This window comes from Lachnospira rogosae (ex Hitch et al. 2025), from assembly GCF_040096455.1.
Classification (GTDB): Bacteria; Bacillota; Clostridia; order Lachnospirales; family Lachnospiraceae; genus Lachnospira; species Lachnospira rogosae.
The window spans coordinates 162,977-188,022 of the sequence record NZ_JBBMER010000003.1; the positions used below are offsets into that span (position 1 = coordinate 162,977).

At 37.5% G+C, this 25,046-nt stretch carries 20 protein-coding genes; all 20 read left to right on the top strand.

The window, feature by feature from the left end; translation table 11 throughout:
- The first annotated feature begins 311 nt into the window (after positions 1 to 311).
- Positions 312 to 680, top strand: a complete 369-nt coding sequence (locus WMO14_RS05105; RefSeq protein ID WP_015521348.1) for a plasmid mobilization protein — start codon at positions 312 to 314, stop codon at positions 678 to 680.
- The gene (locus WMO14_RS05110) at positions 653 to 2,632 is read left to right on the top strand and encodes a relaxase/mobilization nuclease domain-containing protein (protein WP_349153392.1); all 1,980 of its coding nucleotides are present in this window, start codon (positions 653 to 655) and stop codon (positions 2,630 to 2,632) included. Before WMO14_RS05105 ends, WMO14_RS05110 begins: the two co-directional genes overlap by 28 nt.
- Positions 2,633 to 2,814: 182 nt before the next feature.
- Complete coding sequence (locus WMO14_RS05115; protein ID WP_349153393.1) at positions 2,815 to 5,628, top strand: Z1 domain-containing protein; 2,814 nt, start codon at positions 2,815 to 2,817, stop codon at positions 5,626 to 5,628.
- Complete coding sequence (locus WMO14_RS05120) at positions 5,618 to 7,705, top strand: hypothetical protein (protein WP_249752186.1); 2,088 nt, start codon at positions 5,618 to 5,620, stop codon at positions 7,703 to 7,705. Before WMO14_RS05115 ends, WMO14_RS05120 begins: the two co-directional genes overlap by 11 nt.
- Positions 7,705 to 8,646: a hypothetical protein gene (locus tag WMO14_RS05125; RefSeq protein ID WP_249752185.1), complete on the top strand. Its 942-nt coding sequence runs from the start codon at positions 7,705 to 7,707 to the stop codon at positions 8,644 to 8,646. Before WMO14_RS05120 ends, WMO14_RS05125 begins: the two co-directional genes overlap by 1 nt.
- Positions 8,647 to 8,651: 5 nt before the next feature.
- Positions 8,652 to 9,374 carry a DUF6339 family protein gene (locus tag WMO14_RS05130; protein WP_249752184.1) on the top strand — a complete coding sequence of 241 codons (723 nt, stop codon included), beginning with the start codon at positions 8,652 to 8,654 and terminating at the stop codon, positions 9,372 to 9,374.
- The gene (locus WMO14_RS05135) at positions 9,374 to 10,705 is read left to right on the top strand and encodes a DNA cytosine methyltransferase (RefSeq protein WP_055306288.1); all 1,332 of its coding nucleotides are present in this window, start codon (positions 9,374 to 9,376) and stop codon (positions 10,703 to 10,705) included. Before WMO14_RS05130 ends, WMO14_RS05135 begins: the two co-directional genes overlap by 1 nt.
- A 3-nt stretch (positions 10,706 to 10,708) precedes the next feature.
- Positions 10,709 to 11,608 (top strand): PD-(D/E)XK motif protein, encoded by a 900-nt coding sequence (locus WMO14_RS05140; RefSeq protein ID WP_302435056.1) that lies wholly within the window; start codon positions 10,709 to 10,711, stop codon positions 11,606 to 11,608.
- Between the two features lie 16 nt (positions 11,609 to 11,624).
- Positions 11,625 to 12,884: a DNA (cytosine-5-)-methyltransferase gene (gene dcm, locus WMO14_RS05145; RefSeq protein ID WP_249752181.1), complete on the top strand. Its 1,260-nt coding sequence runs from the start codon at positions 11,625 to 11,627 to the stop codon at positions 12,882 to 12,884.
- Positions 12,881 to 13,636 (top strand): HNH endonuclease, encoded by a 756-nt coding sequence (locus WMO14_RS05150; RefSeq protein ID WP_349153395.1) that lies wholly within the window; start codon positions 12,881 to 12,883, stop codon positions 13,634 to 13,636. Before dcm ends, WMO14_RS05150 begins: the two co-directional genes overlap by 4 nt.
- Positions 13,637 to 13,638: 2 nt before the next feature.
- Positions 13,639 to 13,848 carry a helix-turn-helix domain-containing protein gene (locus WMO14_RS05155; RefSeq protein ID WP_012741086.1) on the top strand — a complete coding sequence of 70 codons (210 nt, stop codon included), beginning with the start codon at positions 13,639 to 13,641 and terminating at the stop codon, positions 13,846 to 13,848.
- 13 nt (positions 13,849 to 13,861) lie between these two features.
- The gene (locus WMO14_RS05160; RefSeq protein ID WP_055306284.1) at positions 13,862 to 14,311 is read left to right on the top strand and encodes a very short patch repair endonuclease; all 450 of its coding nucleotides are present in this window, start codon (positions 13,862 to 13,864) and stop codon (positions 14,309 to 14,311) included.
- Positions 14,312 to 14,394: 83 nt separating this feature from the next.
- On the top strand, positions 14,395 to 15,828 hold the full coding sequence (locus tag WMO14_RS05165; RefSeq protein ID WP_055306283.1) for an RNA/DNA-binding domain-containing protein: 1,434 nt from the start codon (positions 14,395 to 14,397) through the stop codon (positions 15,826 to 15,828).
- Between the two features lie 815 nt (positions 15,829 to 16,643).
- Positions 16,644 to 16,826 (top strand): hypothetical protein, encoded by a 183-nt coding sequence (locus WMO14_RS05170; protein ID WP_349153396.1) that lies wholly within the window; start codon positions 16,644 to 16,646, stop codon positions 16,824 to 16,826.
- Between the two features lie 535 nt (positions 16,827 to 17,361).
- On the top strand, positions 17,362 to 17,490 hold the full coding sequence (locus tag WMO14_RS05175; protein ID WP_349153397.1) for a hypothetical protein: 129 nt from the start codon (positions 17,362 to 17,364) through the stop codon (positions 17,488 to 17,490).
- Between the two features lie 173 nt (positions 17,491 to 17,663).
- Entirely contained in the window at positions 17,664 to 19,373 is a 1,710-nt protein-coding gene (locus WMO14_RS05180; RefSeq protein ID WP_349153398.1) for a recombinase family protein, read from the top strand.
- Positions 19,374 to 21,071 carry a recombinase family protein gene (locus WMO14_RS05185; RefSeq protein ID WP_349153399.1) on the top strand — a complete coding sequence of 566 codons (1,698 nt, stop codon included), beginning with the start codon at positions 19,374 to 19,376 and terminating at the stop codon, positions 21,069 to 21,071. It begins immediately after the preceding gene.
- Position 21,072: 1 nt separating this feature from the next.
- Positions 21,073 to 22,701, top strand: a complete 1,629-nt coding sequence (locus tag WMO14_RS05190; protein ID WP_349153400.1) for a recombinase family protein — start codon at positions 21,073 to 21,075, stop codon at positions 22,699 to 22,701.
- A gap of 67 nt (positions 22,702 to 22,768) precedes the next feature.
- Positions 22,769 to 23,512, top strand: coding sequence for a hypothetical protein (locus WMO14_RS05195; protein ID WP_349153401.1), 744 nt, complete (start codon positions 22,769 to 22,771; stop codon positions 23,510 to 23,512).
- Between the two features lie 288 nt (positions 23,513 to 23,800).
- Complete coding sequence (locus tag WMO14_RS05200; protein WP_055306277.1) at positions 23,801 to 24,979, top strand: Shedu immune nuclease family protein; 1,179 nt, start codon at positions 23,801 to 23,803, stop codon at positions 24,977 to 24,979.
- Positions 24,980 to 25,046: the final 67 nt, after the last annotated feature.

The following is a 25,046-nucleotide window of genomic DNA, read 5'->3' on the forward strand; positions in this document are numbered from 1 at the left end:
TATCTGACGGCAAACTGACGACAGTTGGAGAACGGTTTGCTGTCGGTATTTTGGCACGAAATTCGTGCCATATATTGGGTGCAGGAGCTCCTGCCAAGACGAAAAAATGGTAATTGCGGTTAGCAATTATATTTTTTTCGGGGAAAGGTCCGACTTTTCCCGAATCTTGCAAAACAAGTGAACGGTAACAGAAGCATTTTTGAGGATTTGCTATAAGCAGTTCCTGAAGAAGAATAAAAAGGAGGTCACAGCCATGAGCATGATAAGTGAGATTTTGATGGGATTAATTTTGAGAATTGGAGGTTATGTGTATGGCAGATGGAAACAGAAGGTACAAGTCTGACAAAAAGCTATATAAGGTTTCTTTTAAGTTGTCAGAGGAAGATAAACGATTGTTGGAAGAAGGTGCAAAAAAGGCTGGAATGAATATCAGTGAATACCTGCGCAATCTGGTGCGTGGCGGCGGAAATGTGGACGCATCTTTTACGACAGACAGAGGGAATTTTATCAGACAGATAACAGGAATTGCTACCAATGTGAATCAGATTGCGAAGGTAGTAAATACCCAGGGATATGGTTACACGAGGGATATCCTTGCTGTTAAGCAGGATTTGGAGGATGTAAAGAGGCTGATGAGGGAGGTGCTTATGGTATGGCAATCACTAAGATACAGTGCCTGAATGAGGCACATACCGGGAACCCGGCGGCACATCTTAAGAATGCTCTTTCGTATATTCAGAATCCAGAGAAAACAGAGGAAAATGTTCTGGTGGGCAGTATAAACTGCCTGCCGGATACAGCCTTTGAGCAGATGATGGATACGAAGGTTACTTTCGGAAAAACAAATAAGCGACAGGGATATCACATTATCATTTCCTTTGCACCGGGAGAAGCGACAGAGGAACAGGCGCTGGATATCGTGGCACGTTTTGCACAGGAATACCTGAAGGATAAATATGAGGCAGTATATGCGGTGCATAATGATAAAAAGCATATGCATGGGCACATTGTTTTCAATAGCGTCAGTTTTGAAACGGGGATGAAGCATGAGTGCAAAAAAGGGGAATGGAAGCACCGTATGCAGCCGATTACAAACAGACTCTGTAAAGAGTACGGACTGTCCATTGTGCCAGCAGAGTATGTGAAGGAGCCTAAGAATTTATCAAGGAAAGAATGGGAGTGTGAACAATGCTTTCGAAAAATGATTCTGGCAGATGCAGAGTTTTGTCAGAGTCAGGCGGGAAGCTTTGACCATTTTATATTCCTGATGAAGAGAATCGGGTATCAGTTTGAGTACGGGAAGTACCTTTCGGTAAAGGTTCCGGGTGGTAAATGGTATCATGAACTGGATAAGCTGGATGAACGTTTTTCGGAAGAAAAATTCCGATTTTATCTGGATATGTCTTTTACCCGTCCGGGATTTGTTGTGGGTAATACTGTGGCAATTCATAAACGTGGAATAACAGATTTTCAGATGAAGTATTACCGCAGAATCTATCAGGCGAGAATGGTGGAACAGCGTCGATTTGATAAGCATTCTGCATATCTTGCGAAGGAACTGGAGCGTATGAATCAGCTGCAGGAACAGTATCTTTTCCTTGTGAATAACAATATCAAAACTGTGGAGGGGCTTGTGACTTATCAGGTTCTGGGAGAGCGTGATGTAGAGAAAATCTCTGAACGGCAGCAGGAATTATATCAGCAGAACAGAGCAAGAAGACGCGTTTGCAAAACAGAGGAGGATATTCGTGATTACCAGATCTGGCATATGGGAGTACAGGAGAAATTGAATGAACTTAAGGCGGAGAAGAAAGCAATTAATAAGAAATTGAAGATTGCTGAAGGGTGTGTACAAGAGTATAAGAAGTTTTCAATGCTGGATTTCTCAACTATTGAGGATGAGATTCGTAATTCAATAGAAGTGCCGGAGTATCCGTATGCGGAGGAGAAAAATATTGCGTTATCTGTTAATGATGCAGTGTCTGATATGGGGATGGATGGTGTATCAGTAATGAATGAATCAGAAAATTATGAAACTTCGTTAGGCGCAGAGGTATGTGAGCAGATTTCAGCAGAAGATACCATGGATGCCACAGTAGGAGATGCCAGCGAAGCGAATATTGTGGAGGAATATGTTGATGATTGGTCAGATGATAAAGGCAACTATGAGACGTACAAAAAGATGACATCTATGGAAAAGGCTCAGATGCATGGATTTAGGGAACTAAAGAGTTACGACACAGTTAGGTCTATTGTACAGATGAAGTTTCTGGACATGGGGCATATTGCAGATGTCGACGAACTTCTTGAAGAGACGGACTTGCTTTATAAGGGCATGTGTGAATTGGTTGTCAAAAACAAAACAGAAGAGGTGCTGGATGAGATTAAACAGCGGGGAATTGCTTTTGATGATTTGTCTGTTATCGAGAAGGCAAGGATGCTACAGTTTCAGCCAGACAATAATTCATACAATATTCAGCTGTACAGTGCTGTTTGCAAGGCGTGTGGAGTGGATACTTCTGATGAGGATAAGATATTTGAAGATTATCAGGCTGTTTATGAAAAGACATTGGAGATGCAACCAGAGTGGAGTGTGGAAAGAAAGGATGGAGGCAGCGAGAGGGCACGATAGGTGTGCCCTCTGTCAATATAGGGCTTATTGATTGGCTTATTAATTGGAAATTTTGATTGGAGACCCTTCCTTGAAAAGTAAAAAACAAAGTTGACGATATAAAACTCTGATTTTATAATAAGGTTATGGAAAAGGTAAAAAATTGTCGATAAAATTTCAAATGTACCAATGGAGGAATGCATATGTCTAATTTTGGTTTGCCTGAATATGATCAACACAGAGAATGGATTCGTAATGCGAGAAATCGTAACATGAAGTGGGAAGAGATTGATTATGCGGGGCGTGGTAATGATGAAGGATTATCAGAATTTCTAACCCAACAGTCCTTATTGAATTTTTGGAAAGAAGTTAGTTGCAGTGAATGGAAAGAACTCGTTCGCTTACAAAAAGAGGCAGAAGAGCAGACACAGGTTATAGATTATCTTAGTGGTCAGGCTATGATTATGGGTGAAGGCGAAGATAATGATGTTACGGTACCAGCAGATCCACAATCCGCATGGCAGTTATATAGAAAAAAATTGATTAAGGGTGGTTTTAAAGAAGAAATCGTTGATGAGATGGAGAGAACTACATTAAAGATTTTGAAGAGACTGAGCAGTGATACAACCGAAATGAAGCCAGTTAAGGGATTGGTTATTGGTAACGTTCAGTCTGGAAAAACTGCTAATATGGCAGCTTTAATGGCTATGGCGGCTGACTGGGGATGGAATATGTTTATAGTTTTATCTGGAACCATCGAAAATCTTAGGCAACAAACACAAAACCGGTTATTAAATGATTTAAATTGTCAGGGCAATCTCAATTGGAATGGTTTAGAGCATTTATCTAAAAAACCAATGCTAGGACAAAGAACACAGGATTTACACTTTGATAAAACGTCAAAACAGAGATATTTTACAGTTTGTCTGAAAAATCCGGGAAGACTCAGGGGACTTATACAATGGCTGCAATCTGATGGTAATAAACAAAAACAGATGAAGATACTGGTTATAGATGATGAGGCTGACCAGGCTGGTATTAACACAGCAAATGTTAATAGTTCAACGATTAAAACAATTAATAGATTGATAAGAGATTTGGTAAATGGAAAAAATGAGAAATCGCAGGAAATCAGTAATAAATATAAGGCGATGAATTATATTGGATATACAGCCACGCCATATGCAAATATATTAAATGAGGCTGGAGAAGATTCGTTATATCCTAGAAATTTTATATCAACATTAAGTGTATCAAAGGAATATTTTGGACCACAACAGATATTTGGATTTGAGGGCGGGGATTATGATTATGATGGTTTAGATATCGTGAGAATTATTGATGAGGATGATCTTCAGGCAATCAAAGAAATTCATGAAGAAGGATCCCCGTATGTTCCGCTCGCGTTACAGGATGCTATATGCTGGTTTCTGTGTGGCGTAGCCTGTATGAGAATATGGGGATACGGAAAGCCGATTAGTATGCTGATACATACAAGTCAGAAAACTGATCATCATCAGAATATTGCAGAAGCGGTCAGAGATTGGATTGTGAGCAAAGATGTAGATGAGATGATTAGAAGATGTGAAAAAGTATGGAATACTGAAACCAGTCAATTTACATTTGAAAAGTTTAGAGAACAATATCCACAATACGATAGGAAGGATGAAGAAATAAACAGATATCCTTCATTTGAGGACATACGTAAGGAAATTACAATTTTGTTGAGTAAAGAACCAACTAATATTCCATTGGATGAGGACGATGAGTTCGCATATCACGAAGGAATTCATATGTGTATTGATAATTGCAAGAATAATGGAATTACCGACGATGGAATGTATGTCAGATTGGCATATCCTACGGCTGATAACATGCCAACACCAGCACCGGCGTTTATTGTTGTGGGTGGAGCAACTTTGTCCAGAGGTTTAACGATTGAAGGACTTATCAGCACATTTTTCCTTCGTTCTGTTAGTCAGGCTGATACACTTATGCAAATGGGGAGATGGTTTGGATACAGAAAAGGGTATGAGTTGTTGCCGAGATTATGGATTACATCTAAGACAAATGATCAATTTAAATTTCTTGCAGCGCTGGATCAGGAGTTACGTGATGAAATACATGAAATGGACACCTTAGGAAAGAGTCCTGCAAATTATGGACCAAGAGTGAAAAATACTCCTAAAGCAAGTTTTATACGTATAACTGCAAAAAATAGGATGCAGAGCGCACAAGCAACAGATATGGATTTCAGTGGCTCTTTTAATCAGACATATTTGTTTGATAATGATGTAGCAGCGCTGAAACATAACATTGTTGAGACTGAAAAGTTTATTGCTTCATTAGGACAACCGGAAGAACGAAAAGAATGCAATCAACATGCGGAAAATACTTTTATTTGGAGAAATGTTGAATTCTCTTTGGTGAAAAAATATCTTGAAGAGTACAAATTTAATTCGAGATTAGGAGTTTTCAATGATATAGCTTCTGTTATTGCTTGGATTGAAAAAATTTCTGCAGAAGGGAAACTTGAAAATTGGAATATTATTTTGGCTGGAAAAGGTAGTGGTTCTGTTTGGAATTCACCAGTAGGTCCGGTAAAAAAAGTAAGCCGTACAAGGAAGAAATTGAAGAATGAATCGGATACGGTAATAAATATTGGTGTTTTAAGGGATCCAAAAGATATTATAGCTGATATAGATTTGGAAGGACAGCCGCAAGAGATTGTGAGCAAGGTTAAGGATTTTAAATCAAAATATGCAAAAGAGATTAGAAGTTTAGCTGGTTTAGATTCAACTCCACAGTTGATTGTTTATGTAATAGATAAAGATTCAAAAGCGGTAAAAGGCTCTGATACGAGAGAAGATCTAAATTCGGTTGAGGATATTGTAGGTATTTGTATGAATATTCCGGGTGGAAAACGCGGAACAGATTATACAGCGACTGTATCTATACATATGCAAAATAATCCATTTGACGACGAAGGTGACTTGGAGGGAACAAATGAAAATTGAAATTGCTGAACCTGGTAGAATGACCCAGTCGGGGAGTTCATTACTAAAATTGATACAAAATAATAATATGCCTATTTTAGATTTGTTGGTTCGAGAATCCATACAGAATAGTCTAGATGCAAAAAATGATACAGACCCATATGTGACTGTAGATTTTTTTACAGGAGAATTTAATAAAATATCTTTAAATAAGGAATTAGAGGGCATAACAGAAACTTTAAATAGAAAATATTGGAAAGACACGTACAAATTCATAGCAGTACGTGATTCAAATACTGTTGGACTGACAGGCAAGCTGCATTATGATGAAGTAACAGATAACCAGTATGGAAATTTATTAAAGTTGATTTATGAAATAAGTAAACCACAGGAAGCAGAAGGTGCAGGTGGTTCATGGGGACTTGGTAAAACTGTATATTTCAGAGTTGGAATAGGACTGGTTGTTTATTATAGCAGAATACTGAATGAAGAAGGAATATATGAGTCGCGATTAGCAGCCTCACTGGTGGAAAATGAAATGAATGCTGACTCACTTATTCCTGCTTTGCCGGGAAAATCAAAGCGAGGTATAGCATGGTGGGGACAGGAAATCGGAAGCAACAAAACAAAACCTATTACAGATGAAAAGTATATTGAAAAAATTTTAAATATATTTGAAATTGAACCATATGAAGGTGATTTAACAGGAACCACAATAATCATTCCTTATATTGATGAACAGATGTTACTTGAAAATAATCAGATAGAATATAAAGATAGTGAAGATAATAGAATACGTCCTTTTTGGAGATGCAGTATTGAAGATTATCTTCGAATCTCTATACAAAGATGGTATGCTCCGAGATTAAACAATGAAAAATATCCATATGGGAAATTTCTACGCGCACGAATCAATAAAAAAGGAATTGGTTTAGACAATATGGAACCTGCATTTCAGATTGTACAAGCACTTTACAATAGGGCTGTGTCAGAAGAGGCTGGGAATGATATTTTGGCACAAGACGGCGTGGAGTGTAAATCAGAAGACATTCTTTTGCGTAAGGTACTGGAAACAACAAAGGCTGGTACGATTGCGTATACGAAAGTTCCACGTAAAATATTGAAAACAGGATATCCAGATAACAAACCAGAGCCGTACATGTATTTTAATTGTGAAATAAAGGATAAAGAAAAGAATAAACCTGTTTTATTTTTTACTCGTAAACCAGGGATGATTGTATCATATGAGGATGTGGGAAACTGGGTTGATGGAATAAGTGCTTCTAGTAAAGATGAATTTATTTTTGCTATTTTTGTGCTAAACTCAGAAAATAAACTTACTAATACAAGAGAGCCATATAGTCTTGAGGAATATGTAAGAAAAAGTGAGATGGCCGATCATACTTCTTGGGGAGACTTTAGTATGGGTAATAATAACCCGAGAATTGTGTCGAAGGTACAAGCGCAGATTAATAGTAAAATTTCTAAGGAATTTTCTGTAGAGGAAGAAGATACAACTAGCAGATTAAACTCTGGTCTTGGAAAAATGTTTGGAGATTTGTTATTACCACCTGAAAATTTTGGTAAAAAGCCAAGTGGCGGAACAAGTGGTGGACAAGGCGGAAGTGGACACACCGAAACACATAAAAATGTTGTTTTTGGTTATGAATCATCAAAAACAAAATATTTTGCGAATGGAATGACGGTTAAGTTAACAATCAAATCGCGAAGAAAGATTTTGGCTACAGGGATTAATTTGGCAATTGATTCTGAGACAGGTGCAATTAAACCTAAAGACTGGGAAGAAAAAATGGGATTATCCATGCCGTTTGAGATAGTTTCTGCAGATACTGTTGTTACAAAAGTAGATAAACTTAAAACAAATTTAAAAATGGCAGTAGATAGCAGTAATGAAAGTTCTGGAATAAGTGACATTTCCTGTGAATTACTTAAAACGAAAAATGGTGCTGGTTATGGTATACATGTAAGGTCAGATGCTGAGCATTTGATAGAAATGGAACTTGATATTACTTTGCAGTTGAATAGAAAAGATATTAAACCATTGTTTAATGTTGAAAAGAATGAAGGTGATAAATAATGGCAGCGAATATTTCACTTTTTCCGGTAATAACGGATGATTTGTTAAGTAAAACTAGATTCCAGGCATCACCATATCAGCTTTATTATGTAAGAGATGATCAGGAATATGTATTACGTACGGAAGAAGTTGATAGCAGTACTATAGTTCATAAAGTGATCGATGATGAGGGAATATGGTCTCCGGATGATTATCAGTTATGTATTAGAAGAAAGTATTCAATTCGTACATATCAGTGTTTGTTTGGACCAAACGGAATAGCATGTAATAATGCAAAACTGGGAATAGCATTAATGTGGACATCCCCTGATTCAAAGCAAAGAGGTGTTATTCCGATTGGAGAGATAGAAAATTTCCAAAGAGATTTGGAATTTGAGTTAAATTATGAATTCTCAGAAGCTCAATTAAGAGGAAGTGTGGAATTTTCGACAATTATTTATTTGAAAGAAGCAGGCACTCCGCTTTGGGGAGAGGAACATCTGGCTAATCAATATGGATGTATTTTAGGAGAGTTAGATAATAAATTTGTAATAAGGCTAGATGGAAATGGTTCAGTATTTCCTATGTATGAAATACATGAACCGGGTCAGCCATTGTGGTATGTAAAATGTGATTGGATAGATCCTACATATGACCTGTTTTCAGACAGTGTTTCTATATACATAAATACTGCACACAAAAATTACAAGTATTTAGATAAAACGAAAAGAACATTTGATGAGCAACTTTTAAAGGAAATAATGGCAAGTGCACTAGGTGTTATTATTACAAAATTAAAAGAGCAGGAAAATTATTGGGATGCAACTACTTCTGGTGAGGATTTGCAAAATGGTAGTGTGTCAGAAGCTATCCACTATTTCATTGATACATTGGAGTGGGATGTTTCTGGACCGGAGGCAATGTCATTGTCTATAAGAAAATTTTTTGATCAAAGGATATAGAAAGTATGATTATTAAAACATTAAATCGTTCGGAGGCTCAGAATGCAATGAAAGAATGGGTTTTGAATTATCCTTCATTGCCGGAAGTCGAGGGAGATTATTTGAAGATACGTAAAGATATACAAGAGTTTAATCAAAAGGTGAGAAGTGAGTGCCCGGATAGTATAGCAAAAAAAGACTACTACATAGATGCTCACATAGGAATTTTGTTGTACGATTATTTGTGGCGTGTGCCGGGATTTAACCTTAGAGCTGCAGCTAATGACGATTTTTGGAGATATCTTTCGATAAAGGTTATACCAGATGTCGTTGCTGAAAGATGGGGATATGATAATGAGAGTCATTATTGGAGCAAACCTGCAAGAATATGGCTTAGATCAATTTGGTGGTACGTACATTTGTCGTGGCAGGGAGATATGCAGACAACTGCCAAAGTATTGGAGGCTCCATGTTTTACAACCGACAGTATATTGAATTTAGAGGAAAGAACAGGACGTAAGGGAACTTTTATAAATGTATATAGATACATTATGTATTACTATAGTCATATACCGCAACAGGTTCTTGATGAATACAATAAGAACACAGAAACGCAGCAGGATGATTTATTCAGAATTGTAATGAAATTGAACACTGCTAAAGTGATGGTTGTGGATCCGGCATTATATTTGGGTGGCGAAAAAGAATATGTACGCTCTTTATTTATGGACGCGGGGGTGCGTGTGTAATGTTACCTAAAATTATTGATCTGTTTTCAGGGTGTGGTGGATTGGCACTCGGATTTGAAAAAGCGGGTTTTGATATTGTGGCAGGAATTGAATTGATGCCAGAAGCATGTAAAACTATTTCTTACAATCTTTCCTGGCGCTATGGAAAAAAAGAAACACATATATGCGGAGATATAACAGAAATAGAAGCAAGTGTGTTTAAAAATAGTTTTGGAGATGAGGGGTGTATTGTTATAGGAGGACCGCCATGCCAGGCGTATTCTATGGCAGGTCGCGGGAAACTTAGATCACTCGGTGAAGATAGAGTAAATATAAAAGATGCAAGAGGATATCTGTATCAGGATTTTTTGAGATTTGTATTCGAATTGGAAGCAAGAGCTGTTGTGATGGAGAATGTTCCGGAATCAACAAATTTTGGCGGTAAAAATATACCAGAAATAGTATGTACTGAGTTAACTAAAAAAGGTTATAAGGCATATTGGACAATACTTAATTCTGCCGACTATGGTGTTCCACAGGTAAGAGAGAGAGTTTTTGTTGTAGCAATCAAGGGGGATGAAGGAAAAGAGATAAAATTACCAAATCCAACACATCGAAATGAGGTTGATGTATTGACCCAGCATCAAAAACGATTTGAGGGATATAAGCAATGTCAATTTTTTGTGGAACCCAATGGAACAACAGATGAATTAAAACCATGGGTTACTGTAGGAGATGCTTTTTCAGATTTACCAGAAGTATTTCCGACAGCAGACTCAAAATACAAATTAGTGTCATTAAATATTGAGTATCCATATAAAACGGAAGCACAGAATGAATATCAAAAATTAATGAGAACCTGGTATGGTAAAGAGGGATTTGGTGTTTCGGCAAATGCATTCAGAAGGAATACCAGAGATTTTCCGATCTTTGAGAGAATGCAACAAGGAGATAATTATATTGCGGCGACAAAGATAGCAGAAGAGTTATTCTATGAAGAGGCAAAACTTTTTGGGTATGAGAAGGATAGTGAGGAATACATTAGTCTCTATAATAAAATGGTTCCGCAATATGATAAAGAAAAATTTGAGAATAAATGGAAAAAACTTGATGAAACAAAACCATCTCATACATTAGTAGCACATTTGGGAAAGGATACATATAGTCATATTCATCCAATTGAACCAAGAGGAATTACCGTAAGGGAGGCTGCAAGGTTACAATCTTTTCCAGATGATTTTTTCTTTGATTGTTCTATGGGCGATGCATTTAAGCAAATTGGAAATGCTGTGCCTCCATTGTTGGCATATGGAGTTGCAAAAACAGTGTTGAATACTTTTGAGGAGGAATAGGCTATGGGAATACTGGAGGAAATTAGAGAGTATTTTGCATCGACGCAAAATGGTGCGAGAGAAATTAAAACGTTACCAAAAGAATACTCAGCAATGGTTATCCGTGATAATGAAGGATATGGTGTTGCTATTGAATTTGATGATATCAGAGATATTTCAGAAAAATTTGCCAATAGCAGATTGTTTTCCAGAACTCTTGCAATTGGCGGTATAGAAAAGAAGTATCTTATACTGAGTTGTATGTTGGATAGTTTACGATATGAATTTGCTACGGTTTGTGCGCAATTTGTAGAGCCGGGGATTGATGGTATAGATAGAAAAAATCTTATGTCTGAACCATTGGAATGGTGGAAAAAGTGGCGTGAGTTAATGGGAAATACCATTTCTAATAAGGAAGCCTACAGTGTAATTGCAGAAATGATGGTTTTAGATGATTTATACACTCAGGATAATACTGTGGAATGGACGGCTGTTAATTCTGGGAGCCACGATATAGAGGGAAACGAGAGCAGCTATGAAGTTAAGTCAACAGTAAAACGTTATGGTGCTACTATTACTATATCTGGACAGCATCAGCTCCAAAGTTTAAAAAGATTACAGCTATATTTCTGTAGATTAGAACAGTCAAGAACAGGAATATCTATAAATGATATGAAGGATAGACTGGTTGCAGATGGATATGATAAAGATAAGATTGAACAGCAGTTATATCAGTTAGGATATGAGCGGGGTGCAAGTATAAGGGAAGAAAAATACAAAGTACTAGAAAAAAGAAAATATGAGGTCGATGATAAATTTCCGAAGATAACAAAAGCCTCATTTAAGGATGATCATATACCGGAGTCAATAACGCAAATTACATATACCATTGATTTGGACGGCTTGGAATATACTGTATGGTGATCCCGGGAGAAAAGAAATGTTTAGAGTAATTGAAACTTTTAGTGGAATTGGCAGTCAGGCAAAAGCATTAACAAGAATTGGAAAACCTTTTGAAATTGTAAATACTGCAGATTGGGATATTAACGCAATACTGGCATATTGTCTGATACATAAAGGTAAAATTGATATTAATAAATATGCAGAAATTTCAGATGAAGATGTTACAAATTTTTTAAAAGGTTTATCGCTGAGTTCCGATGGAAAGAAACCTATGAGTGATGAGGCGTTCAGGCGAATGCCAATGCATTTGAAACGAAGATTGTATGCAGCAATAAAAGAAACAAGAAATATGGTAAGTATTACGGATGTTATGGGAAGTGATATACCCGACAATATTGATTTGTTCACATATTCATTTCCTTGCCAGGATTTATCATTATGTGGATGTTGGCATGGAAATAAAAGTGGAATAGCAAGGGATGCACATAATCGTTCTGGTATGCTTTGGGAAGTTGAACGTATATTGCTTGAAATGAATGAAATGGGAAAAGAATTACCTCGTTTTCTGCTTATGGAAAACGTGACCAATATTCTGTCAAAACCGCATGCTGCAGATTTTGGTGATTGGAAGGCAACTTTAGAAAATCTGGGATATTATAATAAAATATATAGGCTTAATGCTCAAAATTTTGGTATTCCTCAAAAAAGAGAAAGAGCATATATGATCAGTATATTGTGCAAAAACAATGCAGAAACAATAGAACAGCTAGAAAAGTACTTTGAAGAACATAATTTGGAAAAGGACGAGGCAACACATTTAAAGCAAAGAGATTTAAGGTTAAAAGACATTCTTTGTTTAGATTACGATAATGTTCCCCAATATAAGGAAGAAGCTGATGCAAGTAAACCTAATGATACGCCTTCCAGAAGAAAAATATGGGAAGATAATGAATTGCTGTATGATGGAAAAGAGATTAGGGACATAGTTGTTAATACAGTAACGACAAAGCAAGACCGTAATCCTAATTCAGGATTGATTATTTATAAGAATTGGGAAAGAGGAAAGACAAAATGGAGATACCTGACTCCAAGAGAATGTTTTAAGTTGATGGGATTTGATGAATCGGATTTTGACAGGATAATCAGTGATAATCCTATGGTAACAAAGAACAGACATTTGTATTCAACAGAGAAGCTTATTAAACTGGCAGGCAATAGTATCGTGGTTGATGTTTTGGAGGCTATTTTCCGACAGATAATGGATATTAATGGGAAGATTTTAGGTGAAAGAAAATGACAATAAATCAGAAAAAATCACTAGTGGCATTTTATATTTCAAAGTTTAATGATGATGCATTTCGTGAATTGGGATATGGTGGACCGGTGTCAAAAGCGATGGATGACTTATCAGTACGAATTACCGGTCCGGGTGTTGAACCTAATGCTTATTTAAGACGAAGACGGGATGAATTTGATGTGTTTTTTGATAATGGAAGAGCTGGACAACATAACAGAAAACCAACAGCGACTGTAACAGAACTTTATGAGCAATGGGATGTAATGGAGTTTAAAGAAATAACAGAAATTGTGAAATCAGTTTTGGATGGAACAATGGAAGAAACTCAGGTGATAAATTTAGATGTTGATGGAGAAAAAGTTTCAGAATATGATGTTGAACAGTATTTAAACTTTGATGATAATACAGCAGCATTAAATAAGACGGTAAAATCTGTGATAGAACGTACCTATTCTAAAAAGAAAGTAAATATGTTAAAGCGTCTATATGCGTATAGATGTCAGATATGTGGTCAAAATGTCGGTGAAGAACATGGCGTTAATATTGCGGAAGCTCATCATATTAAGTATTTTTCAAAGAGTGTTGATAATTCATCAGATAATCTTCTTATATTGTGTCCAAATCATCATAGTCTGATTCATGCATTAAATCCAAAATTTGATTATGATGAATTACAGTATATTTATCTAGACGGAAAGACTGATAAAATTATATTGGATTTGCATCTGACTCATGGTAAGGAGGAAGAATAAAAATGACAATATCTGAGCAAATAAAAGTATTATGTGTCAGACAGAAAATAAGTTTGGCAGAGTTGGCAAGGAGATTGGGAACAACACCTCAAAATTTTAATGCAAAACTGAAAAGAGAAAGTTTTACTGTGGCAGAGCTTGAGGATATAGCAGAAGCCGCGGGAGTTACTTTTGAAAGAAGTTTTGTGTTGGATGATGGAGACACAGTATAAGAAGGTGATATATATGGCGGATGTTTTGACTAAAGAACAACGGCATAAAAACATGAAAAATATTCATGGAAAGGATACTAAAATTGAAATTATCCTTAGAAAAGCTTTATGGGCAAAAGGTTATCGGTACCGGAAGAATTATAAAAAGTTACCGGGAAATCCGGATATTGTGTTGACAAAATATAAGATAGCAATTTTCTGTGACGGAGAATTTTTCCATGGAAAGGACTGGGAAGTATTAAAACCCAGGCTGGAGAAGAGCAATAACAGTGAGTTTTGGATAAGCAAGATATCTAGAAACAGAGAGAGGGATGATGAGGTAAACAAAAGATTGTTGTTTGAAGGGTGGACTGTTATCCGATTTTGGGGTGATGATATTAAGAAGCATACGGATGAGTGTGTGAAGGTTGTCGAGGAGGCAATATTTGATTTGAATTTTGATGAAAGTGAAGACTTTAATTAAGAATAAAGTCTGAGTTATAATTTAAATCCGAAAAAATGAGACTAATAGATAGCAGTTCTATTTTAGGAAAGGTGGATATTTGCATGGATTATAAAAGCAAAGTGAAAGAGCTAATTGAATATCCTAGAGAAGCGAATTGGTATGAATTCAAGACCAACTGGTATGAGCCAGCAGGAATTGGTGAATATATTTCTTCGTTGTCAAATGCTGCCGCATTGGAAGGGCGTGAAGCCGGATATTTGGTATGGGGAGTAGACAATGATACTCATGAAATTATTGGAACAACTTTTGATTATACGGTTGATGTAAAGAATGAGCCACTAGAGCATTATTTGGCCAGACAGGTTTTTCCGGATAACAATTTTTCATTTCACGAAATTACAGTAGAAGGAAAAAGAGTTGTCATTTTAGATATACCTGCAGCAACTAAAGTACCGACCAGTTTTGATAATAACAGATATTTACGCATTGGATCCAGTAAAGTAAATCTGAATAAATACCCAGAGCGTGAGTCGAACCTATTTCATGTATTGCGTGTTGGGCTACCTACGATTTGTAATACAGAATCGGAGAATCAAGAATTAACATTTGATAAATTGTTTGTATATTATGCATCAAAGGGAATTACACTAAATAAAAGAACTTTTAAGAAGAATCTTGGCTTTTTGCTGGACAATGGGAAATATAATATGTTGGCGCAGTTAATGTCAGATAATAGCGGCATTCCAATACGTTTTGCAATTTTTAAAGGTAAAGATAAAACATCCACGATGTATTCTGTTCGTGAATTCGGAAATACCTGCTTGCTGATGTCGTTAGATAAAGTTCTTGAGTATGGTGGTGTACTGAATGTTCCACAGGCAGATGAACGAGAAAGAATAGTGGAGAGAAAAGAGATTCCTCTATTTGATGAAGAGGCATTCCGAGAAGCAATGATAAATGCATTTGTGCATAATCAGTGGACAACGGGGAATGCGCCAATGATAACAGCGTTTTCTGACAGAATAGAGATTTTATCCAGAGGAACAATTCCTCCGGGACAGACAATGGAAGGATTTTTCGCGGGTGAATCTGTACCGGTAAATCAAAAATTATCAGATATGTTATTGCAACTGCACATAAGTGAGCGTACAGGTCGTGGAGTCCCAAAGATAACAGAGGTTTATGGAAAAGGAACATATGAGTTCAGGGAAAATTCTATTGTCGTGTCGATTCCGTTTACCAGGGTATCAACAGAGGATGAGGACCCAAGATGGACCCAAGATAGGACCCAAGATAGGACCCAAGATGGAACTCAAGAAGATAGTAAGGGTAGTTCGGAGGATGAGAAAATTAAGCGTATTTTGGAATTTTGTCAAACCCCGAAAGGTATATTAGAAATCACAGAAATGTTAGGATATTCCGGAAGAAAGCCAACGAAGAAATATGTCAAACCATTGGTTGAACAAGGACGTTTGGCGATGACGATTCCGGATAAGCCTCAAAGTAAGAATCAAAAGTATGTAACCGTGAAGTAATTAATGGTGGGCGAATAGAACAATGGACTAGTTTGGAAGGGCATTTTTAAGAATAAGAAGTATTGTGCTTATTTCAACCAAAATCTGGTGCGTTTTCTTTAAAAAACACCAACCATGTCCATAGACAAACACAAAACCTCATCGTATAATGAATACACGATTTGCAAATTTCATACTCTGCCGAAGTGTACAATTACTGACCGAAGCGGTATGATACTTTTGCATAAATCAGAAAAAGGTCACAAACTGACGCTTTTTTCGCAAAAATGAACCATGATAGTCCCTTGTGGACGACACCGGATTGGTTTATACTATATTCAGGCTTGAGACAAGCCAATGAGAAAATGAAAAATGACAACTGAATAGCAGTTACAGATTTGAGTAAAATTACGGATCATATACCCGCAGGATGAAAGTCACAGTTATCATATTAGTAGGCTGATGGATTGAGAGATGAAGGCTGAGAGGCTGGATGGAAGTCCGGGCAATGCGGGAGCAGGTATGTTGCGTAAGGATAATAACCCATGAGGGGCGAGAGGTTCGTCCCGATCCCCGCAATGCAGGTAGGGGAGATAGTGCTTCTCTGGAATGGAGAAGGGCGTCGTGAACACAGCTAGTGGCTCGTCTGTAATTCCCGGAGGTGAGTACACCTCTACGTATACGGGGCGATGAGGGGTCAGAAAGACCGGCGTATACCTTCATAGGACGTTAAGAGAAGTCCAAAACAGAATAAGTGATAACCAGAATCGTTATCCATAGTTTATGCATTTTCAAATGAGCTATGGGTAGCGATTTTTTTAATGGAGGTAACGCAGATGAAGGGAAAAATAGATATTAAAGCAAAGACAATTAAGATGGATACGGGTAAAGGGAATACCATAAAGGTAACCATGTCATATGGTGAACAATCAACTCTGGAAGAGTTGTTGATAGCATATCTGGGACAGGAAATAGCAGGTGGAAGTGGGCTGCCTGATGATTCAGAATGGCTCGTGTGATGGTTGTGACTGGCAAAAATGCTGAAAATCATATTTTGTCAAAAAAGGTGGAAAAAAGTGGTGGACAAATATTTGTTCGGGATGTAACATAAACATGTGGCAAACAAATGAATTTGAAAAAATAGCCACAATACCTGTAAAACATTGTGAACGTCCAGCCAACGTAATGACCAATGTTAAGTTTTTCTAATTGAATAGTTGACATCAAGACAGCTTGAAAATGTCGGTGCAGATGAGACACCATGAAATAATAACCGCTGTCCATGGTCAACAAAGTAAGCGCAAGCTTACATACATATTTACATACGGAAACATCGTATGGATGCAGAGTATGGCGTCAGAGATTATAAGAATATATGACGTCAAAACAGTTTAAGTTGAAATGAATATCGAACCAGAATGAAGAAAAGATGTAAGTTATTTAGCTTTTCTGTATGGTTTGTGCTTTTCGGCTTTCGTGTGTAAATGTGATATGTAGCGTAGTTGTTACAGCAGATGTAACAAGAGACTTTGTTAACTATGGAGAGCGGTTTTTGTGTCTCATGATTTAGCCATAAGCAGGACATTTTCAGGCTGTTTTTCATTTTTGAAGGGAAGGAGAAGAGTGTATTTTGCAGGAGACAGATACGAAAGAGCTGAATGTGACGGAGTGTTCGCAGCATGATGCAAAACAGCAGGGAAAGGCGAAACGGTATGGAAAATATACTGTTCAGTCCACCTTTGCAGGAAGCTGTAGCATTACGGATGTTATGAATTGCTATATAGAACGGAAAGCGTCACTTAGATATCAATAGAAGCTGTTTTTACAGCAGTTGAAAAACGACAGGAGGAATTGTAATGAGTAAGAAACAGATTGATGTATATAGAACAGGAATTTATCTGAGATTGTCTCAGGGAGATGAAGATGTTGATGGACTGGAGAAGAAGGAAAGTAACAGTATTTCCAACCAGAAGCTTTTGCTAGAGGGATTTATAGATGCCCATGATGATTTGAAACTGGTGGATATTTTTATTGATGATGGCTACAGTGGAAGTAATTTTGACAGACCGGAGTTTCAGAGGATGATGGCATCCATGAAGGAGGGGAATCTTGACTGCATTATTGTAAAAGATTTATCCCGACTTGCCAGGGAGCGTATTGGTGCGGATGAGCTGATACAGAAAACTTTTAAGAAGTATAACATGCGTTTTATTGCAGTGTCGGAAGGGTACGATAGCCTGACTGCCAGTAGCAGCGAGACACATACGATTATTCCGTTCAAGAACCTGCTGAATGAGCAGTACAACGGTGATACGTCCATAAAGGTTCGTACAAGTCAGGATATTTTGAGAAGAAATGGATTGTTTATCGGTGCATTTGCACCATATGGTTATCAAAAGGCAGAGGATAATAAGAATCATCTGGTGCGGGATCCTTATGCAGCCGGTGTGGTGCAGGGAATATTTGCAAAGAAGCTTTCGGGAATGAGTGCATCAGGAATTGCAAAGATTCTTAACAAGAATGGCGTGCTTGCACCATCGGAATATAAGGCAAAATGTGGAGAGAAATACAGTACCAGTTTTAAAGGCGCAGGACAGTCAAAATGGTCTGCTCAGACAGTATCAAGAATTCTTAAAAATGTGGTGTATATCGGAACATTGGCACAGGGAAAAAGAACAACTGTCAGTCACAAGGTTAAGAAAGAAATAGAAGTACCGGAATGTGACTGGGTGGTAGTGGAGAATGCACATGAAGCAATTATCAGCAGGATGGATTTTGATGCAGTACAGATTTTGATGAGGCGGGATACCATAGCCGTTGCTGGAAAAAGCGAATCATATATGTATGCGGGTATTTTATATTGTGGTGATTGTGGCAGCAGTATGGTTCATCGCAAGGAGTCATACAAGGGCAGGGAATATATCAACTATATCTGTTCTAATTATAACCGAAACGGGAAAGATGCCTGCAGTCGTCACTGCATCCGTGAGGAGGACCTGAATCAGATTGTGCTGGGAGAATTGCAGGGATATATCAACAGTATGTGTGACTGTGAAAAGGTATTGGCGCATCTGGATGAGCTGAACGTGAATTATGATGAGGCGGTTGCCCATGATAAAGAGATTGTTGCCCTGAAGCAGGAGCTTACAAAATGCTCTGCATTTAAGGCTTCCCTCTATCAGGATTTGCGAGATGAGATTATCAGCAAAGAGCAGTTTACAAGGTACCGCGAGGAGTTTTCGGCAAAAGAGAGGGCGCTTGAACAGGCAGTCAGGGAGCAGGAGACAATCATCCGCGATATATATGAAAATGGAATTGCTGTGGCAAAGAACCTGGAGCGATTCCGTGAAGGTCTGGTAATTGGAAATCTGGATCGTGTGGCACTGGTTTCATTTATTGACAGGATTCTGATTTATGATGATTTCAGGGTGGAAATTGTGTTCAAGTATCGTCAGGAGATGGAAAAGGTTGCCGGATTGTTTGATGTCGCAAATGAGAAGGACGCGGAGCCTGTGTACACCATGGTAGACGGTTTGCCGGTGATAGAACTTAAGGAGGCGGTGTAAATGGCGAGAACGAAGAACAGATTTAATGCAGTTCAGATACCGGAAGCGGTAACAGCTGGTGTACCTGTAAAGCAGAGAAAATCCTTTCGCGTTGCACTTTATGCCAGATTGTCGGTGGAACTGAAATCAAGACCGTCGGAGTCCATAGCAAACCAGCTGAGTATTTTAAGAGAATTTATCAGGGATAAGGCTGAATTTGCAGAATATCAAGAGTATGTTGACAGTGCAGTGTCGGGAACCAGTTTTGACAGACCGGTATTCGGGCAGATGATGGATGATGTCAGGGAGGGGAAAATCAGTTGCATTATTGTAAAGGATATGTCCCGTTTTGGCAGGGATTATATCGAATCCAGCAACTATATTGAGACGATATTCCCGTTTCTTGGGGTACGTTTTATATCGGTGAGTGATCATTTTGACACAGAGGTAGAATATAACCAGAATAAGGCGTTGGAAATAGCGTTGAAAAATCTGGTGAATGATATGTATGCCAAGGATATTTCAAAGCGTGTTTCAGTCAGTCGCAGGCTTGATATGGAAAGGGGCAAATTTACGGGAAGCAATGCACCATATGGTTATAAAGTGGATAGTGGGGATGCCCTTCGTAAGTATGTGATAGACAGGGATGCGGCGGCAGTTGTCCGTCAGATTTTTGAACTGGCAGCAGATGGAGTGACACTAAGGGAGATTGCGAAAGCACTTCAGGAGTATCGCCTTGCATTACCGGGAGATTATCTGAAAACAGGGAATCTCTATGTGGAGGAAGGGACAGAAGCAAAGTCATGGTATCCTGGTACGATTTCCAACATTCTGAAAAATCAGGCTTATATTGGGAACATGGTACAAGGGAAAAGGCGTATCAGTCTGTATGATAATGAGGCAAGGCATGCTACGGATGAAAACGATTGGATTGTGGTTGAAAATACCCATGAAGCGATTGTGGATAAGGAACTGTTTAACAAGGTAAGAGCTGTTATGGATAAGAAGGTGGAAGAAAGCATTTTTACCTCTGACAGGGGAAAGAATCTGCCAATAAAAGAGGATATCTTTGCAGGAATTTTATTCTGTGGAAATTGTGGCAGAAGAATTCCTTTAGCTTCCAGAATCCTGGAGAAGGATGGAGTGTTGGAGCGCCAGTATTTTTATTCCTGCAGATACAATTATGATTTTGGTGGAAAACAGTGTGGCTGTACCATCATGGAGCAGGAGCTTATAAAGGTGGTGCATAACCTGCTTACAACTCAAATTGCAGTAATGACCGACAGTGCCAGGACGGAGGCTTCCATGCGATGCGTAATGGACAGGGAACTGAAAAATCATGACATGAGGATTCAGAAGTTTCAAAAGCAGATTGACAGGAAGAATTACGAAGAAAGCAAAGAGTATCAGTCTTATGTTACCGGTGAGATTACCAAGGCTGATTTCAAGTGCAGGCAGGAGAAAAACGCTGATGCCATAATGAGACTTCGGGGACAGATATCGGATGAAGAGGCAAGCCGCAGGCGTGTGAAGAGATTTTGTGAGAAGAAGATACAATGGCTGAAAGCAATTTATCGTTTTCAAAGTGAGGTTACCCTGGATAGAAATATGATTAAAATTCTGGTCGACAGCATTTACCTGTATCCGGATAAGAGGCTGGTAATTAATCTGAATTTTAAAGATGAGTATGCCAGGATGACAGACGGAGAGGAGATTTAAAATGGAGCAGATAGCAATATATTTGAGATTATCAAAGGAAGATGAATTTGTAAAAGATGAGAGCAACAGTATTATCAATCAGCGTGCTTTTATCCGTGGATTTATTAATAAAAATAAGGAACTTCGCAAAATGAGTGTGGTTGAGTTTGTGGATGATGGCTATTCGGGTAAAAATATGGACCGCCCGGATATGCAGAGAATGCTGGAACTGGTGAAAAGAAAGCAGATTTCATGCGTTATTGTAAAGGATTTTTCCAGATTTTCCAGAGATCATATCGAGCAGGGAAAGTATATTGAACAAATATTTCCTTTTATGGGTGTGCGATTTATTGCCATAAATGATAATTATGACAGCGCAGATTACGTGGGTGGTATCGGTGAGATTGATGTTGCATTTAAGGGAATCCTGTATGATTTCTTCAGCGAGGAGCAGTCTTCCAAAGTATCATTGACACTTGATACAAAGCGTGGCAATGGTAAGTATATAGCTACTTATGCTCCTTATGGCTATGTGAAAAGTCCGGAGGACAAGCATAAGTTGGTTGTGGATGAGTTTGCCAGTCAGATTGTAAAGCGCATTTTCAAAGAGTTTCTGTCTGGAAAATCTATGTACAAAATTTCAGAAGGACTGAACCGGGATGGAATAGATACGCCGGGCGTGTATATTGCCATGCAAGTAGGAAGTGAAAAGCAACTTGCCAGATATCGTGAGAAAAAGCCTCTCTGGAATAATGTTGCAATAGGAAGAATCCTCGGAAATGAGCAATATACCGGCACGATGATTTACAGCCGCTTCAAGATTGAGAATGTTGGCGATAAACATGCAAAAGCACTTCCAGAGGATGAATGGAAGCGTGTGGAAAATTGTCACGAAGCAATTATAAGCAAGGAGAATTTTGAAAAAGTAGCTGCCATGCGAAAAGAAAATACATGTGCCAGTGCCAAAAGAAAGCATGAAACACATTGCCTGACTGGTAAAATGATCTGTGGTAACTGTGGGCATCGCCTGTCCCATACTTATGCCGGACGACCGAAGTATTATTGTGCAAATCATTATCTGGACAAGACTGATGAAAAATGCAATATCAGTGTGCTGGATGTGGATATGGAGAGCGTTGTGAAGAAAGCACTTCAGATGATGATTGATGTCCTGGTAGATTCCAGAAATGTTGTGGATATGCAACGGGAGAAACAGGCAGAACGATTAAAGCAGGCAGAGAAGCATCTTTCAGATATGGAGCATAGCCGTGAACTGATCGAAAAGGACCTGCGTGAAGCTTATGAAAGTTACAAGCTTGGCATGACGGATAAGGAAACATATTTGGAACAACGTAAGACATATGAGCAGATGCTGGCGAGCTTGCAGGAGAATATCGAAAAGCAGAGGGCAGCAGTTACCAAAATGGCAGATGTGGATGTGCCAGAAGTGGCAGGCCTGGAGATGCTGGAAGGAAAGTTGAAATTGACGGGACTTAACAGGGAAATGGTGGATGCTTTTGTGGAGGAGATTGTCGTGTATGCTAAGGATAGGGTGGAGATAAAGTGGAAGTTTAAGGATGAGTTTGGGGAGGTGGGAAAGGTCGAAAAAGATAGAACATTCGGTGGAGAATATGGAAATGGGGTGGTATAATTAAAATGTGTTAAATATAGAAAAATTGTATCTGATATTTATATATTAAAGGCACTGGAGGTAATCAATGAATTATTTGTTTGGATTTTTTATTTGGTGGATTATTTTTTTGGTAATATGCTTGAGTACTTATTGTTTTGAATGGCAGACAAAGAATTTCGTGAGTACATTTAGAAAATACGCGCAGATGATCTTGTATATGCTTTTTATGTTGAGTGGATATATAATGGCATTTCTGGCATCGTATATATGGAGTTGGAAACAATGGAAGGGTTCTGCGTTGGCTGGCGCACTTATATTGCTGATTACATGGAAAATTGCATATAAGATTTTTGGCTGGATTTGGAGAGAAAGAAATGTAGATACAGGAGTCATTGAATACAATATAGAATTGTCAGATGGAGAAAGGCAATGGTGTAATTCAATAAGTATCGGTGGCATGATTGTAATAGGTATAATTTTGTTTGCACAAACTGGTGAAGAGGATTATTTTGAAGTAATAAGTATGGCTTTTTCTATTTGGATGGGGTCATATATTTCGATTCAGAAAGTACAGCAAAAGAATACAATTAAAGAGGTGCTGAGGGATTGGAAAACGGTGTTCGAAGTAAGGAGTAAATTAGTGCCTATTACAGGGACAATTTTTATGTTTGTGCTTGTGTGTTTTATAGCACTAAATTATTTTGAACAAGCTAGAATGATATTTGATGAAATGATAATAGGATTTGCAATTGGAAGTATTTCGTTCTTATTGGGTATTGTTATCAAGAATAAATATCAAAAGAATTCTAGATTTGAAGCTAATAAATAGTGTCATGAGTAATGTTATGTGAAGGAAGGATAGAAAATATCGTTTGGAATTTTAGTAGAAATAATTTGAACATATAATGTATGGAGACTTTGATGCAAAAATTGAATGTGTAGAAAACGATTCAGTGAAGAAAACACTAATCCGATACAATACATATTGCACTTAAATATTTCTTTTTATAGAAACAAATCGTTACACATTGAATGAGTAACTGATGAAAATAAGACAAAAGAATTGCTAAGACGGTAGAATAGAGATGGAATAATGCAAGAATAGGGAGTATAAGAAATGTCATCAAAATCAATTAAGGTGGTGTGCGAAGAAAAATGTTTGAATATTATTTATTCGCCTGCAATAAACTTTGATGTAATTGAACAAAATATAAATGACGGAACTTGGATAAAAGGAACTTTTTGGGTAAATAAGACAAACATAGTTGAAATTAATCAGGATGACGAATCAATTTGTTTTACAATTGCAAAAACTAAAGGAAATTACTATTTGCTTGATAGAGAAGTATTTGGAATTAAGCATAATATTTCAATTGAGAAAAAGTTGAATATCTCAGATAAGTGGTTTATTACATATCCAAAAACTTCAGTGATAAAAAAGATAGATGAATTATTGCAAGATGATTTGTGTATAGTGGCTGATGAAAATGGAGAGGAAAATTATTTACCGTCGAGAGCATTTCTTGAGTTGATAGAAGTATTTCCAAATTCATATGAGGTAAAAAAATATGTATCTTCTAGAATATCATATTTGCTTTCGACCTATGTCGAGGGCGTATGGAAAAACAAAGAGTCGTATGAAAGATACTTAGAGAAAAAGGAAGCAAATTTGCCATTATCTTCTTTTCCTAATATTAAGTTAATGGGATATGAAATGTATAAGAAGGCTTATGATGAACTTGAACTAATGCTTGAAGATTCAATGTCATATTCAGAGAAAGAATGGCAAAGGCGAATTTATGAGATAATTTGTGTATTATACCCCAAGTATATTGCTCGCTTTAGGGAAATTGAAGTTGGAACAGATGGCCGTCATATGAAAACACCAGATTTTATTTTGGTAGATTCAGCCGGTTTTGTTGATATTTTAGAAATTAAAAAGCCTGATGGCATTAAAGTTGTTTCAACTACAGAATATAGAAATAATTACGTTGCAAGTAGAGATCTTGAAGGAGCAATAGTTCAAATAGAAAAGTATATATACATTCTTAATCATGAAGGAGAAGCAAGGGTAAAAAAGATACAAGATAAGGTGCGAAATCATTTGCCTTCAAATTTTCGCTTAAAGGTAGTTAATCCGCAAGGGATTTTGTTACTTGGAAGAAGTAATAATTTAACAGATGAGCAATTATTTGATTTTGAAATTATAAAACGTCAGCACAAAAATATTGTAGATATTATGACTTATGATGATTTGCTTAAGAGATTTAGAAATATCTTAAATCAAATAAAATAGTAAAGAATATAAGGTAATGATGCATAAAGATGATATAGTTCTGATATGTGTCAGGGTTATATTGTTA

Coding starts and splice junctions, on each gene's coding strand:
- WMO14_RS05120 (WP_249752186.1), top strand. CDS start 5,618: ATGAAAATTGAAATTGCTGAACCTGGTAGAATGACCCAGTCGGGGAGT.
- WMO14_RS05155 (WP_012741086.1), top strand. CDS start 13,639: ATGACAATATCTGAGCAAATAAAAGTATTATGTGTCAGACAGAAAATA.
- dcm (WP_249752181.1), top strand. CDS start 11,625: ATGTTTAGAGTAATTGAAACTTTTAGTGGAATTGGCAGTCAGGCAAAA.
- WMO14_RS05105 (WP_015521348.1), top strand. CDS start 312: ATGGCAGATGGAAACAGAAGGTACAAGTCTGACAAAAAGCTATATAAG.
- WMO14_RS05195 (WP_349153401.1), top strand. CDS start 22,769: ATGAATTATTTGTTTGGATTTTTTATTTGGTGGATTATTTTTTTGGTA.
- WMO14_RS05165 (WP_055306283.1), top strand. CDS start 14,395: ATGGATTATAAAAGCAAAGTGAAAGAGCTAATTGAATATCCTAGAGAA.
- WMO14_RS05135 (WP_055306288.1), top strand. CDS start 9,374: ATGTTACCTAAAATTATTGATCTGTTTTCAGGGTGTGGTGGATTGGCA.
- WMO14_RS05150 (WP_349153395.1), top strand. CDS start 12,881: ATGACAATAAATCAGAAAAAATCACTAGTGGCATTTTATATTTCAAAG.
- WMO14_RS05190 (WP_349153400.1), top strand. CDS start 21,073: ATGGAGCAGATAGCAATATATTTGAGATTATCAAAGGAAGATGAATTT.
- WMO14_RS05160 (WP_055306284.1), top strand. CDS start 13,862: ATGGCGGATGTTTTGACTAAAGAACAACGGCATAAAAACATGAAAAAT.
- WMO14_RS05170 (WP_349153396.1), top strand. CDS start 16,644: ATGAAGGGAAAAATAGATATTAAAGCAAAGACAATTAAGATGGATACG.
- WMO14_RS05185 (WP_349153399.1), top strand. CDS start 19,374: ATGGCGAGAACGAAGAACAGATTTAATGCAGTTCAGATACCGGAAGCG.
- WMO14_RS05130 (WP_249752184.1), top strand. CDS start 8,652: ATGATTATTAAAACATTAAATCGTTCGGAGGCTCAGAATGCAATGAAA.
- WMO14_RS05115 (WP_349153393.1), top strand. CDS start 2,815: ATGTCTAATTTTGGTTTGCCTGAATATGATCAACACAGAGAATGGATT.
- WMO14_RS05125 (WP_249752185.1), top strand. CDS start 7,705: ATGGCAGCGAATATTTCACTTTTTCCGGTAATAACGGATGATTTGTTA.
- WMO14_RS05180 (WP_349153398.1), top strand. CDS start 17,664: ATGAGTAAGAAACAGATTGATGTATATAGAACAGGAATTTATCTGAGA.
- WMO14_RS05140 (WP_302435056.1), top strand. CDS start 10,709: ATGGGAATACTGGAGGAAATTAGAGAGTATTTTGCATCGACGCAAAAT.
- WMO14_RS05110 (WP_349153392.1), top strand. CDS start 653: ATGGCAATCACTAAGATACAGTGCCTGAATGAGGCACATACCGGGAAC.
- WMO14_RS05200 (WP_055306277.1), top strand. CDS start 23,801: ATGTCATCAAAATCAATTAAGGTGGTGTGCGAAGAAAAATGTTTGAAT.